This is a genomic window from uncultured Lutibacter sp. (assembly GCF_947495725.1).
GTDB lineage: Bacteria > Bacteroidota > Bacteroidia > Flavobacteriales > Flavobacteriaceae > Lutibacter.
The window spans coordinates 514,476-530,705 of the sequence record NZ_CANLZZ010000001.1; the positions used below are offsets into that span (position 1 = coordinate 514,476).

Annotated in this window: 15 protein-coding genes and 1 tRNA gene; 6 read left to right on the forward strand and 10 right to left on the reverse strand. The window is 30.0% G+C overall.

Annotated features, from left to right (window positions below; all coding sequences use genetic code 11):
- Window positions 1-12: 12 nt before the first annotated feature.
- Window positions 13-954 (reverse strand): NADP-dependent oxidoreductase, encoded by a 942-nt coding sequence (locus Q0776_RS02080; protein WP_298364349.1) that lies wholly within the window; start codon window positions 952-954, stop codon window positions 13-15.
- Between the two features lie 210 nt (window positions 955-1,164).
- On the opposite strand from Q0776_RS02080, the gene Q0776_RS02085 reads away from it, so the two are divergent.
- Window positions 1,165-1,557, forward strand: coding sequence for a helix-turn-helix domain-containing protein (locus Q0776_RS02085; RefSeq protein WP_298364351.1), 393 nt, complete (start codon window positions 1,165-1,167; stop codon window positions 1,555-1,557).
- Between the two features lie 39 nt (window positions 1,558-1,596).
- On the opposite strand, the gene Q0776_RS02090 is transcribed toward Q0776_RS02085, so the two are convergent.
- Window positions 1,597-2,403, reverse strand: a complete 807-nt coding sequence (locus tag Q0776_RS02090) for a Cof-type HAD-IIB family hydrolase (RefSeq protein WP_298364353.1) — start codon at window positions 2,401-2,403, stop codon at window positions 1,597-1,599.
- A gap of 166 nt (window positions 2,404-2,569) precedes the next feature.
- On the opposite strand from Q0776_RS02090, the gene Q0776_RS02095 reads away from it, so the two are divergent.
- On the forward strand, window positions 2,570-3,859 hold the full coding sequence (locus tag Q0776_RS02095; RefSeq protein ID WP_298364355.1) for a DEAD/DEAH box helicase: 1,290 nt from the start codon (window positions 2,570-2,572) through the stop codon (window positions 3,857-3,859).
- 95 nt (window positions 3,860-3,954) lie between these two features.
- On the opposite strand, the gene Q0776_RS02100 is transcribed toward Q0776_RS02095, so the two are convergent.
- The 4 genes from Q0776_RS02100 to Q0776_RS02115 are packed head-to-tail and all read right to left on the reverse strand — an operon-like array spanning window position 3,955 to window position 7,890.
- Complete coding sequence (locus tag Q0776_RS02100; RefSeq protein WP_298364357.1) at window positions 3,955-5,289, reverse strand: Gfo/Idh/MocA family oxidoreductase; 1,335 nt, start codon at window positions 5,287-5,289, stop codon at window positions 3,955-3,957.
- A gap of 34 nt (window positions 5,290-5,323) precedes the next feature.
- On the reverse strand, window positions 5,324-6,283 hold the full coding sequence (locus Q0776_RS02105) for an SUMF1/EgtB/PvdO family nonheme iron enzyme (RefSeq protein ID WP_298364358.1): 960 nt from the start codon (window positions 6,281-6,283) through the stop codon (window positions 5,324-5,326).
- 25 nt (window positions 6,284-6,308) lie between these two features.
- Window positions 6,309-6,899 carry a hypothetical protein gene (locus Q0776_RS02110; protein WP_298364359.1) on the reverse strand — a complete coding sequence of 197 codons (591 nt, stop codon included), beginning with the start codon at window positions 6,897-6,899 and terminating at the stop codon, window positions 6,309-6,311.
- A gap of 13 nt (window positions 6,900-6,912) precedes the next feature.
- Window positions 6,913-7,890, reverse strand: coding sequence for an FAD:protein FMN transferase (locus Q0776_RS02115; protein ID WP_298364361.1), 978 nt, complete (start codon window positions 7,888-7,890; stop codon window positions 6,913-6,915).
- 154 nt (window positions 7,891-8,044) lie between these two features.
- On the opposite strand from Q0776_RS02115, the gene Q0776_RS02120 reads away from it, so the two are divergent.
- Window positions 8,045-8,803, forward strand: a complete 759-nt coding sequence (locus tag Q0776_RS02120; RefSeq protein ID WP_298364363.1) for a helix-turn-helix domain-containing protein — start codon at window positions 8,045-8,047, stop codon at window positions 8,801-8,803.
- 387 nt (window positions 8,804-9,190) lie between these two features.
- Here Q0776_RS02120 and Q0776_RS02125 read toward each other — a convergent pair whose 3' ends face one another.
- The 3 genes from Q0776_RS02125 to Q0776_RS02135 form a co-directional block, all read right to left on the reverse strand.
- Complete coding sequence (locus Q0776_RS02125) at window positions 9,191-10,945, reverse strand: thrombospondin type 3 repeat-containing protein (RefSeq protein WP_298364366.1); 1,755 nt, start codon at window positions 10,943-10,945, stop codon at window positions 9,191-9,193.
- A 578-nt stretch (window positions 10,946-11,523) separates the two neighbouring features.
- Window positions 11,524-11,597: transfer RNA gene (locus Q0776_RS02130), tRNA-Ala, on the reverse strand.
- 475 nt (window positions 11,598-12,072) lie between these two features.
- Window positions 12,073-12,807 carry an NYN domain-containing protein gene (locus tag Q0776_RS02135; RefSeq protein WP_298364369.1) on the reverse strand — a complete coding sequence of 245 codons (735 nt, stop codon included), beginning with the start codon at window positions 12,805-12,807 and terminating at the stop codon, window positions 12,073-12,075.
- A 182-nt stretch (window positions 12,808-12,989) separates the two neighbouring features.
- Between Q0776_RS02135 and Q0776_RS02140 the strand changes: the two genes are divergently transcribed.
- The gene (locus tag Q0776_RS02140; protein ID WP_298364371.1) at window positions 12,990-13,904 is read left to right on the forward strand and encodes a glutaminase; all 915 of its coding nucleotides are present in this window, start codon (window positions 12,990-12,992) and stop codon (window positions 13,902-13,904) included.
- Here Q0776_RS02140 and Q0776_RS02145 read toward each other — a convergent pair.
- Window positions 13,901-15,205 (reverse strand): voltage-gated chloride channel family protein, encoded by a 1,305-nt coding sequence (locus Q0776_RS02145; protein WP_298364374.1) that lies wholly within the window; start codon window positions 15,203-15,205, stop codon window positions 13,901-13,903. The genes Q0776_RS02140 and Q0776_RS02145 overlap by 4 nt on opposite strands.
- Before the next feature lie 206 nt (window positions 15,206-15,411).
- Between Q0776_RS02145 and Q0776_RS02150 the strand changes: the two genes are divergently transcribed.
- Complete coding sequence (locus Q0776_RS02150; RefSeq protein WP_298364376.1) at window positions 15,412-15,741, forward strand: metalloregulator ArsR/SmtB family transcription factor; 330 nt, start codon at window positions 15,412-15,414, stop codon at window positions 15,739-15,741.
- A gap of 12 nt (window positions 15,742-15,753) precedes the next feature.
- Complete coding sequence (locus Q0776_RS02155) at window positions 15,754-16,227, forward strand: DUF6428 family protein (RefSeq protein WP_298364379.1); 474 nt, start codon at window positions 15,754-15,756, stop codon at window positions 16,225-16,227.
- The last annotated feature ends 3 nt before the right edge of the window (window positions 16,228-16,230 follow it).

Below are 16,230 nucleotides of genomic sequence, written 5' to 3' on the forward strand. Positions count from 1 at the left end.
TTCTTTATTATTTTATAGTGTTACAACAACTTTACCAACGGTTCTCCCTGCTTCAATCTCGGTATGAGCTTCTCCCATTGCTTCAAAAGGGAACGTTTTATAAATAGTGGGTTTTATGGTTTCATTTTCTAACATTTCTTTTAACGTGTTCATATCCTTACTGTTAGATTGAACTAACATTGAAAAAACATTCACTTTTAAGGTATCTGCTTTTGCTTGTAAATCTTCCTCTATTTGCATAGCTGCTGTTGTAATAATAGTACCATTTGGTTTTACAACCTTTAATGCTTTTTCTAATATTTCACCACCTTGAGTATCAAATACAAAATCTAAACCTGATAAAACTTCGTCGAATGCTTGTGCTCTATAATCTATATGCTCATTTGCACCAATAGACAATACATAATCTTTGTTTTTAGCCGAACTTGTAGTAATTACAAAAGCTCCCATTTGTTTTGCAATTTGAATTGCAAAATGTCCAACTCCTCCTGAACCTGCTTGTAACAATACTTTATCATCTTTTTTTACTTTTCCTTGTAAAATTTGTAAAGCTGTAAGTGCAGCTAAAGTAGTTGCCGCAGCCTCTTCAAATGAAATATTAGTAGGCATTAAAGCTAAATGACTTTCTGGTGAAGCAACAAATTCTGCATAAGCATTTCCTACTCCAGGAAAGTTTACCATTCCAAATACATTGTCTCCAATTTTAAATTTTGAAACTTTTTCTCCAACCGAAACAACAGTTCCTGAAACATCCCAACCTAAAATAACATCAGTAGTTTTACCTAGTAACATTTTTAAACCTTCTTCAGCATATTTAACTTTTGCATCAGCCGGATTAATACTAATTGCTTTTACTTCAATTAATACTTCTGTTTCCTTAATAGTTGGTTTTTCTATTTCTTGTATTTTTAAATTCTCAACTCCACCTGCTTTTTCTAATACTATTGTTTTCATATTTTTCATTTTAATTATACTATCATTTTTATAGTGACAAAAGTATGTATAGTTTAAGAATCTCACAATAACGGTCAAACATGATAGTATAGTAATAATTTGCAACACTCTCATATACTGTGTTTTACATAATTTTATTTTTACTATATTTTTTATAGTTGTATAATAAAGTATAGTTTTATAACTTTGTCATTATCAAATAGAAAGATTATGGATAGAAAAGAGCTTTTTGAAAAAAAACCAATGATTAAATTACACAACAAGTTATTTCCTTGCCCTACAAGTGCTGCCATGGAATTAATTGGTGGAAAGTGGAAAAGTGTAATCTTAATGCATTTAATTGATAGGAAAAAAAGATATAACGAACTAAGAAAGGAATTACCTTCTGTTACTGAAAGAACATTAAGTCTTCAATTAAAACAATTAATAAAAGATGATTTGGTTTCTAGAAAAGTGTATACAAAAAAACCACCTCTAAAAGTAGAATATTCTCTTACTGAATTTGGTAAAACAGTTATTCCTATTGTACAAGCTATTACGGAGTGGGGTATTTTAGCAGCTTATGAGAAAGGCGAATTTGTAGAAAAGAAACCATTAAAATAGAAGGCAGTATTATAAATAATTATTGCTTTTTAGCATAAATTATGAAATAAACTCTTTAATTGCTTTTGCAACACCATCATTCTTGTTAGTATCTGTAACTGCATCGGCAACTTGTAATACTTCATACTTAGCATTTCCAACTGCAACTCCTAAACCAACAGCTTTTAGCATTTCAATGTCATTATAATTATCTCCAAATGCCACAACGTTATCTATAGAAATTGTTGGGTAGCAGTTTTCTAAAACAACATCAATAGCTGTTTTTTTAGAAATATCTTTATGTGAAATTTCGATGTAAGTCTCTTTAGATCGGTATAACATTATTTCTTCAGAAAATTCCTTTTCCAAGTAATTGTACAAAACATCAATCTCTAACTCATCGCCCATACACATAATTTTATGGGCTCCTTTTTTCTCTTTAATCCAAGTTGATAAAACTTCTTTATTCGATTTTACAACTGGAGAAACTTTTGTATTGTTTTGTTCTCTTTTTGCCCAGTAATCCATTGAAGGCACATACCATTCATCGGCGTGAAAAAGACTTAAATGGACCGAAGTATTTGTACATTTATTTATAATCTCAGTCAATACATTATTGCAAATAAAAGTAGAATGCAAAACTTCATTATTATTTAAAACCAATCCGCCATTATAAGCAATTAATGGAGTCGCTTCATTACTTAATTCGTTTTGTAAATGACGTAATGCACTTGGCATTCGAGAAGAAATTAACACAAATGGAATAGGTGAAACACGTTTTACCTGCTCAATAGTTGCTTTAGAAAGCTCTCTATCCTTGTTTAAAAGTGTTCCATCAATATCAGAACAAATTACTTTATAATTCATATCTCAGTTTATAAATAATTTTGCAAAATTACTAAATCATTTAAGCAATAACTTCTATTATTATTAGATTTAACGAAAACGTTACATATTGCGTTGAATTATAAATAATTAGAAATAAAAACCACATTAAAACTAATAGTGTACCTTTGCCGCCTTAATAAACAATATGGATTTCAAAGAATTAGGAATTATTGAGCCTATTTTAAAGGCTTTAAAACAACAAGGATACACACACCCAACACCAATACAGGAACAAGCAATTCCTATATTACTAAACAGAAAAGATTTACTAGGTTGTGCACAAACTGGAACAGGAAAAACAGCCGCTTTTACCATTCCAATTTTACAACATTTATATAATAGTAAAGAAGATTACAAAGGAAAACGCAAAATAAGATCACTAATAATTACCCCAACAAGAGAGCTTGCTATTCAAATAGATGAAAGCATTAAAACGTATGGAAAATATACAGGCATTAAAAATACTGTAATTTTTGGAGGTGTTAAACAAGGGGCACAAACCGATGCATTGCGCAGAGGTGTTGACATTTTAGTGGCTACTCCAGGTCGTTTACTCGATTTAATTTCGCAAGGGTATATTAGCTTACAAGACATTAAATATTTTGTTTTGGATGAAGCTGATCAAATGCTTGATATGGGTTTTATTCATGACATTAAAAAGGTTATTGCAAAATTGCCATTTAAAAGACAGTCTCTTTTCTTTTCAGCTACTATGCCTCCTTCAATTGTAGAATTGTCGAGCAAAATATTAGGTAATTATGAAAAAATTACCATTAAACCAGAACAAGCAACTGCCGAAAAAGTTGAACAAGCGTTATTTTTTGTAAGTAAAGCTAATAAGTCAAAATTACTAATTCATTTAATTGAAGAGAATGAAAATGCTTCGGTATTGGTTTTTTCAAGAACTAAACATGGGTCGGATAAAATTGTTCGCCAATTAGGAAAAGCCAGTATAAAGGCCGCTGCCATACATGGAAATAAATCGCAGAACGCACGGCAAAAAGCTTTAAGTAGTTTTAAAAAAGGTGAATTAAATGTTTTAATTGCAACTGATATTGCTGCAAGAGGAATTGATATTGACGATTTATCTGTTGTTATAAATTATGATTTGCCTAATATTCCTGAAACTTATGTTCATAGGATTGGTAGAACTGGAAGAGCAAAAGCAAGTGGAGTTGCATTATCTTTTTGCAATCAAGAAGAGAAAGCGTATTTGAAAGATATTCAAAAACTAATTAAACAACAAATACCTGTTATTGAAGAGCATCCTTATGTATTAGATGAAAATGAAGAAATTCCTGTTCCTCCAAAGCAAAACAAAAATCAAAGGAAAAAACAACATAGACGTTCAGGAACTAAACCTAAAGAAGGTGAAAATTCGAAAAAACCTCAACGAAGAAAGTTTAATCCAAGAAATAAGAATAAATCCAATTAGGTTTAATTAAAATAATTTCAAAGAAGTAAATTAAAAAAGCCTGAAGAAGAATAATCTTCAGGCTTTTTTATTTATATATGCTAAGTTATTGTTAACTAAATTACAATAGTTTTACCCGGAGTTGGAACAGGATAGTTACCGTATTCATCTGGTAGAATAGGTGGTGTTGTACCCATATTTGTATCATCGGTGTAATCAAATAACGCTATTTTTGATTCTATTGCCTTATCCCATTTCATTTCTTTTCCAGACCATCCAGACATTCTACCAAAAGCACCAGTCATAGATGACTGAGCCGCATAAAATCCATCATTAATATATTCCTTTCCATGATAAATGCTCTCCATTAATACTTTTTGAACCATATCATGAGCGCCATGAAATTTTCCATGCTCTTCGCTACTTGCTCTAAATATTTCTTTTCCTTTATGATTATAAATGGTTGCACTTCCTGCAATTACACATTTACCTTTGGTTCCATAAAAGTACTCTCCATTTTTATTTTTACAATTTGGAATATTTCGACTGTAACTATGCACAGAAACTCCGTTGTTGTATTTAAAATTAGAAGTTAAACTATCAAAACCCCCTAAAGAACCAGAAAAATCCTTACCAGGAGATTTTCCTCCCATAGCTAATACAGATTGTGGATGAGCCTCTTGTAATACCCAATTGACAATATCAAGATTATGCACATGATATTCTTCTATATTACCACCACTTACCCATGAAAATGATCTCCAATGTCTGTTTTGGAACTCCATTTCTGTCCAGCTATCTTTTCTAGGTCTAGACAAATCACCAATTGGACCACCCATCCAATAACATTCTGCAGATAAAATATCACCAATTGCACCATTATGAATTTCATTTACAACTGCCTGATAACCCGTTGAATACCTTCTTTGAAGTCCTGCAGCTAAATACAATTTCTTCTGTTTTGCTAAAGCAGCGGCAGCCATTACTTGCTTAAAACCAATAGAATCTACACAAACTGGTTTCTCCATAAAAACATGTTTATTTTGCTTTATAGATTCTTCTAAAATTTGAGGTTTAAATGCTGCTGGAGTTGTAATAAAAACAACATCTGCTAATGCAATTGCATCTTTATATCCTTGAAATCCGGTAAATTTAGTATCCTCGGTAACTTTTATTCTGCTCTTATCTTTAACGTTATTTAATAAAACCTTTTCTTTATCGTCTATTTTGTCTTTAAACAAATCGCACATTGCAACAAGTTCTGTTGGAATATCTAAATCTAAAGCTGCTTTTACGGCTCTGGCTCCTCTACCTCCACACCCAATATATGCTATTTTTAAAGCATCTGCAGAACCACTATTAAATCCTAATCCGCTTGCCATAACTCCAGTTGAAGTTAAAATTCCTGCTCCAGCTAAGGCTGAATTTCTAATAAAATCACGTCTTTCCATTATACTATTATATATTTTGTTACTATTATTTGGTTTATTCTAACATTGAAGAAAAAAACATTTCAATTTCTTCGGCACTTGGTTGTTCTAATGGCCTAACCAATCTAAATCCTACAAATTCTGAATCGGTGTTCCACCAAAAACTTTTTGGTAATTGCGGATCTCTAGCTTTCCATTCATCGGTTGAAGTTATTCTATTTGTACTTCTACAACCTGTTTCATCATCCATAAAAGAACCTCCACGAACTGATCTTGGATATAGTGCATCTGGCATTCCTCTAGGGTCTTTTTCTCCGTCTTTTATTTTTGTATAAAAATCTGCATAATATTGATCCAAGCACCACTCTGCAACATTTCCATAAATATCATACAGTCCGTTTGCATTTGGTTTCTTTTGTCCAACTTTATGTAGTTGTCCTTGTGCATTATCAGAAAACCAAGCATATTCACCTAATTTCTTTTTCTTTTTTCCGAAAAAGTAAGGTGTCTCTGTACCTGCCTTTGCCGCTAATTCCCATTCTGCTTCCGTAGGTATTCTATAAAATATACCTGTTCTTTTATACAACCAACGGCAATATGATAAAGCTCCATATTGTGTTAAACCAACTGTTGGTTTCATATCCTCATCTTCTAAACCTTTTGAAGGATCTTCATAAGGGCTAGATGGTCTTGAAATAACTTCAGGGTTTGGTTTTCCATTTGCTAATAAATCCCTAGTTGCATCGGTAAACAACAAAAATTCTTTGTGAGTTACTTCAAAAGCTCCCATCCAAAATGAGCTAATTTCAACTTTCTTTTGAGGTAATTCGTCTGCTTCTTTTTTCTTATCCTTTTTTGAAGCTCCCAAAGTAAAAGCACCACCTTTAATTGGCACCATTTTAAAAGAAACATCTGTTCCTTCAATTTTTTGGGTATATGCGTTAAAATCTGCTTGAGCAATTCCTTCAATTGAGAAAAGAATTGTTGCTAACATTAGAACTTTTAAAAATTTCATAAAATATTATTATTTGTTTTTTGTACTATTTGGTAAAACTCACATTAAACTTCACATTTAACTCGTCTTTTGTTTGCAATTTACCAAAAAATGCTGTTGGCTTAACAATATTAAACATGGACATTGTAACATCTTTGTTTCCTTCAAACGAAATGGCATTCATTTCGGCATCAAATGAACCATTAAGAATTACTTCAAAAGGTTTTTCAACACCTGCAACTGCAATTGTTCCTTTTGATTCTAATACAAATGTATTATCCTTTGTAGAGATAATTTTGTTTTCGGAGGACTTATATATAACTGAAGGGTTTTCTGTACTTTTTAATGCTTTTTTAATTTTTGAATTCATTATTGGTCCACGACCACTTTCCATTTTTTCAACTAGAAAACTAAACTCTAAATTACTATAAATGCCTGCTCCAACTTCCATCTTTACATCATTAATTAATGTAAAAAATCCGACTGCTTCTTTAACTTCAACCGACCAATCACTCACTGTTGAGGTACCATCAACTTTCATTGTAGCATTCTCTGCTAATAAATACTTTGTTTGCGCTGCAACACTAATATTTACTAAAAGTAAAACTATAAAAAGGGAGAATATTTTAAATTTCATTTTATTCTATTTATTAATTAAAAAAATTATCTGTTTCAAAAATTATTCCGTTACTGCTAAATTGCAACAATTCTACATTATTATGCTTTTTTAGTATCGTTTTTATTTCATTTAAATCTGTTACAATATTAAAAGTTGAAGCTAAATAATCGGCAGTTACAGCATTATTTGCTATTACCGAAGTTGTAAAATTATGAGTAATTGGTTTTAAACTTTTAGGATTTACAATGTGCGAATATTTTTTACCTTCAATTATTCTAAATCTGTATGTTTTCCCTGAAGTTGCTATTGCTTTTCCCGATTCTAAATTTACTAAATAATTGTTTCTATTATTTGCTGAAACGCCAATACTCCAATAATCTTGATTTTCGGGCGTGCCACAAACCCTAATATCTCCAGCTGCTTCTATTAAAAAAGATGTTATGTTTTTACTTTTTAAAAACTCAAAAACTTCATCAATAATATACCCTTTTGCAATTCCACCAAGTTCTAGTTTACTTTTTCTTTTTAATTTCAACATATTGGATTCATCAATTTTAAAAACGGAATTTAAACCTATATATTTGCCTTGTTTTTCTAAACATTTATTAGATGGATATTTTCCTTTTGTACCTGCTTTATCCCAAAATTTAATTAAAGTTTGAATTGAAATATCAAAATATCCGTTGGTTTTGTTAAAGGCCATTTGAGAATATTTTAAAACTTCTAATAATTCAATAGAAGGGTTCTCTAATATTCTCTTTTTATTTAAAACACTAATTTCACTGTTTAATAAATAGTTGCTTAAAATATTATTTAAAGAATCTACTAGCGAATATGTTTCAGTTGCAATTACATCTGCATCTATTTTATTTGAAGCGTAAAATACCAGTTTAAAATTTCCTCCAAGTTTTTGCTCGTTGTAAGAAAATTTCTTTGCATACATATTCACTGCTAAAAATAAAGCACTAACTACTAATAAATTTCTAAACAAATTTCGATTGGCTTTCACCTTAAATTTTTTACAACTTTTCAAAGTTATTTTATTAAACAACATGTTTATATGAATAAATTATCTTTTTTTTGTAAAATATAACCAAATTGAATTACTTTTTCTTTATAAATTAATACTTTAGACAAAGTTAAAACGAGTAAAATACCCATATATGGATTTAGATAATTTATTAAATACAAAAATTAATTCTATTAATTTCACTCAAAATTTATTTGAAAGAACCAATATTGGATTTTTTGCTAAGAATGTAAAAGGAAAAATAATTAGCCTAAACACTTTTATGTTATCCATTTATGGAGTTGACAAAAAATCGGCTGTTTTAGGAAAAAGCGATTTTGATTTTTTACCATCACATTTTGCAAAATCAATTACCAAAGACGATTTTTTTGTACTAAAAAATGGTAAGCCAATTATTGATAAAATTGAAATGGTTCCATTTATAGATTTTAAAACATATTGGCTTAAAACATCGAAATATCCAATTTTTGACAATGATAATAATGTTATAGGCTTAATTGGTGTTACTTCAAAATTAAATGAATCGGGTGAATATAGTTTTAAAAACAAAAACTTAATTAAGGTTTTAAACTATATGGAAGAAAATATTGACAAAAAAATTTCATTAGATGAATTGTGTAAAATTGCTTTAATGTCTAAAACCACTCTTTTAAGGCATTTTAAAGAAGATTTTCAAATATCACCAATGGCATATTTAAAAAAAGTAAGGCTACATTTGGCGTGTAATATGCTTCGTAATTCTAATAAAGATTTATTATCTATTGCATATGCTTGTGGATATTACGATCAAAGTCACTTTAACAAAGATTTTAAATCAATTTTAAATGAAACTCCAAAAAAATACAAGTTGAGGTTTGACGAATTAATGCAATCGGACGATTTGACTTTTTAATTTTGATATAAAAATTAACGGAAAAACCACTCTTAAAATGAAGAAGAGTGGTTTTTCACCTATTCAAACAATTATATTCAGGGATCCAAGTGAATATAATGACTCCTTAAAAATATAGATAGATTTGAATTTTCTTTATGATAAAAATCACTTTCTTAAAATAAATTTAAAAATATTTAATTCTTTATGCATTTATAACATATTTTCACTCAAAACTTTACCTTTTTAACTAAGCTAAAAAATATATTTAACAAATCCATACAAAACATTTTAACATCGTAAATTACGATAACTTATATTCTGTTCATTTAGCAATAAAAAAAAGGTTTATGATACTTTCTATGTATCATAAACCTTTTAAAAATATAATTTTTAAAGAATTTATTTTTATTGCCCAATACTAGATCCACTAGCACAGCTCATTATTAATCCTTTTTCATTAGGTGAAATCAAACCTTCTTTTTTCCAATTTGATATTAATTTAGCCATAGCACTCACAAATTGTCCATGATTTTTATAAGTTCCATTTTCCAATTCGTCAATCAAATCTGACATTGTCACTCCACAACCATTTGTAATAATATTTGCAACTCCAGTGTCACATCCATCAATAATAATAGTTGCTTCTGTGTTAGAAAATTGATTTGGATCATCATCATCTAAACAACCATCATTGTCATCATCATCATCACAAGCATCACCAAGACCATCACCGTCATAATCTGCTTGATCAGCATTTGCTGTTAACGGACAGTTATCAACTTCGTCAAATATTCCATCATTATCATCATCTGGATCACAAACATCTCCCATTCCGTCTCCATCATTATCTTCTTGACCTGGATTTGCTGTGTCAGGGCAATTATCATCATTATTAAGCACTCCATCTCCATCATTATCAGACAAAACAGTTATTGCTACAGTCTGGGTTCCATAAACAGCTCCATCACCCACTAAATCTACATTAAACTCATAAAGACCATCAGCAGTTCCTGGTGGTACAGTAACAGTTAGTTCAAAATCTAATTCTTGAGCAAATTCAAGGCTAACATCTAAATGAGAACTTGGTGCAACTGAAGTAATCCAAGAACCATAAGAAGCTGGATTTGCCTCCAATGTTAAGGATGCAACTGAAGAAACACTTTCTTCAATAAGACTAGTTACTAAGTCTTCAAGTAAAACTCCTCCAGGAACTGTTCCATTAGAATTAATTTGTATTGCAGTTCCTCCTGTTTGGCTAGCATAATTTTGCCATAAATCTGTATTGGCTGTCGTTCCTGAATTTAAAACTATTAATTTAATGTTTTGATTTGCCATTTCTGCAATAACATCATCCATATCAATATCATCCTCATTACCCATAATACCATCTCTTCCTGGGTCTGACCCTGTATTAAGGTCACAATCATGAGGTTGAGCATCTAACCAAGCTATTACTATTCTTGCCGCCCCATCTCTCCATCCAATGGTTGGGTCGCTATAAGTTTCGAACAATACTCGCTCATAACTCTCTGGAAAATCAGAACCCCAACCAAGGCTTAAGGCATCTATTGCAGAACTTACGGCCGTTGTGTTTGCAGTAATTCCTTGATCCATATTATATGGATAATCACCTTCTAGCGCACCTCCATATCTTGAATAATAATTATTTTCACAACTTGTATAAATTTCTGTATAATCCATGTGTGAGATAACACCAAATTCGGTACTTGGAATACTTGCTTTTATAGCATTCATAATATTTTCAGAATTAATCTTTAGATTATTTAGTTCCCCCGACATACTTCCAGTTAGATCCATGCTAAACAATACATCTCCTGTTGGTGGTACGCCGCTTAAGCAAGCAGTTTTATTTTCTATAACAGATTCCCCCGCCTGCAAAGTTGCTGCCAACGACGCTGGCAACAATGGATCACTGCAACCATCCACAACTTTATCATTAAATTCTTTAGTTTTTGGATATGTTTTTAAACTAACTGTTGCTTCAGGAATATTACTTAAATCAATTTGTTGATTAAATTGACCCTGCTCATCTTCCAAAGTTTTAGTTAAAATAATTTCAGTTGGAATTTGTTCTTTTTCACAACTTGTAATTAAAATGAATGTTAAAAATAGACAGCAAATAATTGTTAAATTTTTCATGATTTTTGATTTTTAGTAGTTAGTAGTTAGTAGTTAGTAGTTAATAAGAAACTAGAAATAGTTCCCTTTCAATTTTTTAAATTTCGTTAATAATGTTAAAGTTTAAGCTCGTATCTCACCTAATTTTTAAACAAACTTTTGAAAAAAATATATTAACTCAATAACAATTTATATTAAGTTAAAAATGAAGAATACTTATATGGGTTAATCTTTTTTTGAGGGGGAAAAATTTTCACAGTTAAAATAAGTAGTGGCTTATTTTAATTATCATAGCATTAATTTATTCCATTATGATTTTAATAATAAAACAGAATAACTCAAATATAGTCTATTTAAATGAAACATCCAATACTCATATTGAGTATTATACCAATGTCTTTTTCAATATCTATTTAATTATAAAAGGTTATTTAGGAACTTGAAGCACACAATTTTACATGAAGGAAAATATTTATGATTCCCTGAATTAAGTGATTGTTAATCCAGAAAGTAAGAATAAAGAGCTTAATAGAAATAAAGTATATGTTTAACCTAAACAAAAAAGACTCTCAACATCTTGAAAGTCTTATTATTTCTAGTGGAGAAGATGGGAGTCGAACCCACTACCTCTTGACTGCCAGTCAAGCGCTCTAGCCAGATGAGCTACATCCCCGTAGGATGTAAATATATAAATTTTAGTATAAAAATATACCAATTAAAAAACATCTTTTAAGGTTAAAAATTTTTGGGCATTTACTTAACGAATTAAAAAGCACCTCAACTTTTAATATTAGAGAAGGGTTTAAAATGTACAAGGTAAATGATGATATATTCATTTAAAACAAATGTAATATATCATTTAAAATTATACACAAAAATTGCAATTACAAACTAACTTTACAATAAAGTTCTAGTGTAACTTAAAATAGTATCTTATGAAAACTCTACTATTTAAATCGTTTATTTTACTTCCAACTCTTTTAGTTATAACATATCTCGTAATAATTTCAATTATTGAATATTTTACAATGATTTTCAGAATATATTATAACCTTTTTTAGAGTTTAGAAAATAAGCGCTTCATTACAATTTCTATTAAAGAATAACAAATTTATTTGTTTGATTTCAAGTATTTTGAACGTGTTATATTACTTTTTTTTGTTTCTAACGTAAATAAGTTTAAATCTTTTGCTGCTATCTCTTTGATCAATTTCGAACTGAGATAATGATTTAAACAAAGGTGTTAATTTTTCAAATCCAAAATTACGTGAATCAAAATTTGGTTGCTTTTTTAAAATTAACGAACCAACATCACCCATAAAAGCCCATCCATCATCATCGGCAGCATCGCTAACCGAGTTTCTAAGTAATCTAATTACTTTAGGTGTTATTTTATCAATGCTCACCTTTTTAACTTTAGGCTTCCCGTTATCTGCCTCATCATCCATTTTATCTAAAATCTCTAAATAAATAAATTTATCACAAGCCACAATAAAAGGATCTGGCGTTTTCTTTTCTCCAATTCCATAAACAACTAAGCCGGCTTCTCTTAAGCGGGTAGCCAATTTTGTAAAATCACTATCAGAAGAAACCAAACAAAATCCATTCACTTTTTCAGAATATAAAATATCCATCGCATCAATTATCATTGCCGAATCTGTAGCATTTTTACCTGTTGTATAACCATATTGTTGAATAGGAGTTATGGCATTTTCAAGTAAAATACCTTTCCATTTAGACAAGTGTGGTTTGGTCCAATCTCCATAAATTCTTTTTATTGTTGGGGTACCATACTTGGTAATTTCTTCCATCATTTCTTTAATATAACGCGAAGGAATGTTATCGCCGTCAATAAGTACCGCTAGTTTTATATCTTTTATCATAATAGTTAAAGGTAAGGATTTTCCTATTAATTTAAATTGCTAATTAACAACTTAAATTATTTTTCAAAAATAACTAACTAAACAACAACTAAGCTAACTTTTAAAACATAATATTTAATACATTTATACCACTTATAAAGTAGGAATATTTGTGAATATTATACTTTAAACTTGACTTAAATATGGACTATAACAAACTTTTTTCAGAAATAAACAATTCAATTGCCAAGAACAAAACAAAAGGAAAAGTGGCATCTTACATACCAGAATTAAGTAAAATTAATCCTGCAAAGTTTGGGGTTCATCTAACTACAATCAACAATAAAAATTTTAGTTTTGGAGATTCAAATGAAAAATTTTCTATTCAAAGTATTTCTAAGGTACTTTCGTTAACATTAGCGTATAGCATTGAAGGCGAAAAATTATGGAATCGCGTTGGAGTAGAACCATCAGGAACTCCTTTTAATTCTCTTGTTCTGTTAGAACATAATAAGGGAATTCCTAGAAATCCGTTAATTAATTCGGGAGCAATTGTTATTTGCGATATTCTTGTAAGTAAACTCAAAAATCCTAAACAAGATTTTTTAAAATTTATAAGAGAACTCTCCGGAAATTATAAGTTAAATTATTGTTTAAAAATGGTAGAATCTGAGAAAAACTATGGATTTAGAAATGTAGCTTTGGTTAATTTAATGAAGTCTTTTAATAATATTGAAAACGATATTGACGTAGTAATGGATTTTTACTATAATTTATGCTCTATTGAAATGACTTGCCAGGAACTTTCTCGAACCTTTTTATTTCTTACAACAGATGGAACAGACCCTATCTCCAACAAAATAATCTTTTCAGAAAGTAAATCAAAACGAATAAATGCCATTATGCAGTTATGTGGTTTTTATGATGAAGCTGGAGAATTTGCTTTTAAAGTTGGGTTACCAGGCAAAAGTGGTGTTGGCGGAGGAATTGTTGCAATACACCCAAATAAATACAGTATTGTAGTTTGGAGTCCTCTTTTAAATAAAAAAGGAAATTCTTATAAAGGAATGAAATTTCTTGAAAAGTTTACTTCAAAAACTCAATCTTCAATTTTCTAACCCTTATGTCGTTTGTTTTTAACATCTGAAAGCGACATTCCCTTCTCACGTAAATATTTACTATTTTTTGGGCTACCAATAATTTGTGAAGAATAAACACCAGAATGACCGGAAAATAAATATGCGGTACTACAAGCAATTGCAATAAAAACTCCGGCTTCAATACCAAATAATTCAATTCCCATAATTGTGCAAGCAATAGGTGTATTTGTTGCTCCTGCAAAAACTGCTACAAATCCCATTCCAGCTAACATACTCATTGGCAAAGGAATAAACCATACCAACACGTTTCCTAAAGTAGCACCAATAAAAAACAAAGGTGTTACTTCTCCTCCTTTAAAACCAGCTCCCAACGTAAACGAAGTAAACAACACTTTTAATAGAAAATCATACGAATTTAGGTTTTCACTAAACGCATCAACAATTGTTGGAATACCCAAACCGATATATTTGGTTGTTCCCATAAAATAAATAACAATTGCCAATACAACTCCACCAATTACTGGACGCAATGGTGGATAATTAATATTTTTTTTGAATAAATTCCCCCAAAAATGAGTTGATTTTGAAAAAAGCATTGCAACCAATCCAAAAATAATTCCAGCCAATAATGACCATAACAAATTAACTGGGTTCATTTCTGCAACTGAAGTAATATGATAATGTGTATGCGAAACGTTCCAAAATTCACAAAAATAATTTGCCAATACTGCAGATAAAAAACTAGGAATTATGGCATCTAATCGTATGCGTCCTAAAACCAACACTTCCAAAGCAAAAATTCCACCTGCTAATGGGGTGCCAAAAACAGATGCAAAACCAGCACTTATACCGGCTATTAACATTATTTGTCGATCTCGTTTCGAAAGATTAAAAACTTTTGTAAACCTATCAGCTATTGCTCCTCCAATTTGAACTGCAGTTCCCTCACGACCCGCAGAACCACCAAATAAATGAGTTAAAATAGTACCAAATAACACCAAAGGTGCCATTCTAAAAGGAATAATTTTCTTAGGTGAGTGAAATTCTTCAAGTAATAAATTATTACCTTTTACTACACTATCTCCATATAAATGATAAGACAAACCAATAATAAAACCACCAATAGGAAGTAAAGCTATTATCCATAAATGAGATTCTCTCCAATTTGTTGCCCAATCTAAACTTACTAAGAAAAAAGCTGAAACACTTCCAACAATAGCACCTAGAATAGCACAAATAAAAATCCACTTTAACAGATAAAACAAAGTTGGGACCTGCTCAAACGACAATAAGAAATTTTTTATTTTTGATATATTCATAATGTCTTTAATAAATGATTCTAGCCAATCATTAACCTTAATAATAGTTTTATAAATTATAGCGGAAATAATTTAAATACTATAAAACCTGTTCATTAAAGTGATGCAAATTTAAATTAAAAACTTGGATCTACTTATTAATTTGTTAAAAACCATTTTGCAAACCCACTTATTAATCGTAATATTGCAATATATAGATTGTAAAAATGGGAATAACCAAATCGGAAATGTTTTCGGAAGAACAAAACAAATTAGCAAAAATAGCTAAGGTTTTAGGACATCCTGCACGTATTGCTATTTTGCAATATATTATCAAGTCCCAATCTTGTATTTGTGGAGATTTAGTCGCCGAAATAGGATTGGCTCAACCTACTATTTCACAGCATTTAAAAGAATTAAAAAATTTAGAAATTATTAAAGGTACAATTTCGGGCACCAGTGTTTGTTATTGCATAAACCAAGACAATTGGAAAAAAATTAATGCTATTTTTAGCGAATTTTTAAACATAAACAACAACAACCTTAACTGTTGTTAAAAACTACTAATTATGAAACTATCAGAAATTAAAAAACATTTAAATAATATAAAAACCATTGCATTTCAACTACCAAATGGAAAATTAGTTCCTAGTCATTTTCATGTAACTGAAGTTGGTAAAATAAGTAAACACTTTATTGATTGCGGAGGAACTGAAAGAAAGGAAGATGTTGCAAACTTTCAGTTATGGCAAGCCGATGACTATGATCATAGATTACATCCTGAAAAATTAGTTCATATTATAGAGCTTTCAGAAAAAGTTTTAGGTATTGAAGATCTAGAAATTGAAGTAGAATATCAAGGGAACACTATTGAAAAATATGGTTTAGATTTTAATGGTTCAATTTTTCAATTAACATCAAAACATACTGATTGTTTGGCAAAAGACAACTGTGGAATTCCTGTAAACAAAACAAAAATACGACTGTCCGATTTAAATATAGAAAGTGGATCTTCTTGTAATCCAAATTCGGGTTGTTGCTAATAA

Bases quoted from the DNA above. Each gene is read 5' to 3' on its own strand.
- Q0776_RS02080 (WP_298364349.1), bottom strand. From the start codon at position 954: ATGAAAACAATAGTATTAGAAAAAGCAGGTGGAGTTGAGAATTTAAAA.
- Q0776_RS02085 (WP_298364351.1), top strand. From the start codon at position 1,165: ATGGATAGAAAAGAGCTTTTTGAAAAAAAACCAATGATTAAATTACAC.
- Q0776_RS02090 (WP_298364353.1), bottom strand. From the start codon at position 2,403: ATGAATTATAAAGTAATTTGTTCTGATATTGATGGAACACTTTTAAAC.
- Q0776_RS02095 (WP_298364355.1), top strand. From the start codon at position 2,570: ATGGATTTCAAAGAATTAGGAATTATTGAGCCTATTTTAAAGGCTTTA.
- Q0776_RS02100 (WP_298364357.1), bottom strand. From the start codon at position 5,289: ATGGAAAGACGTGATTTTATTAGAAATTCAGCCTTAGCTGGAGCAGGA.
- Q0776_RS02105 (WP_298364358.1), bottom strand. From the start codon at position 6,283: ATGAAATTTTTAAAAGTTCTAATGTTAGCAACAATTCTTTTCTCAATT.
- Q0776_RS02110 (WP_298364359.1), bottom strand. From the start codon at position 6,899: ATGAAATTTAAAATATTCTCCCTTTTTATAGTTTTACTTTTAGTAAAT.
- Q0776_RS02120 (WP_298364363.1), top strand. From the start codon at position 8,045: ATGGATTTAGATAATTTATTAAATACAAAAATTAATTCTATTAATTTC.
- Q0776_RS02125 (WP_298364366.1), bottom strand. From the start codon at position 10,945: ATGAAAAATTTAACAATTATTTGCTGTCTATTTTTAACATTCATTTTA.
- Q0776_RS02135 (WP_298364369.1), bottom strand. From the start codon at position 12,807: ATGATAAAAGATATAAAACTAGCGGTACTTATTGACGGCGATAACATT.
- Q0776_RS02140 (WP_298364371.1), top strand. From the start codon at position 12,990: ATGGACTATAACAAACTTTTTTCAGAAATAAACAATTCAATTGCCAAG.
- Q0776_RS02145 (WP_298364374.1), bottom strand. From the start codon at position 15,205: ATGAATATATCAAAAATAAAAAATTTCTTATTGTCGTTTGAGCAGGTC.
- Q0776_RS02150 (WP_298364376.1), top strand. From the start codon at position 15,412: ATGGGAATAACCAAATCGGAAATGTTTTCGGAAGAACAAAACAAATTA.
- Q0776_RS02155 (WP_298364379.1), top strand. From the start codon at position 15,754: ATGAAACTATCAGAAATTAAAAAACATTTAAATAATATAAAAACCATT.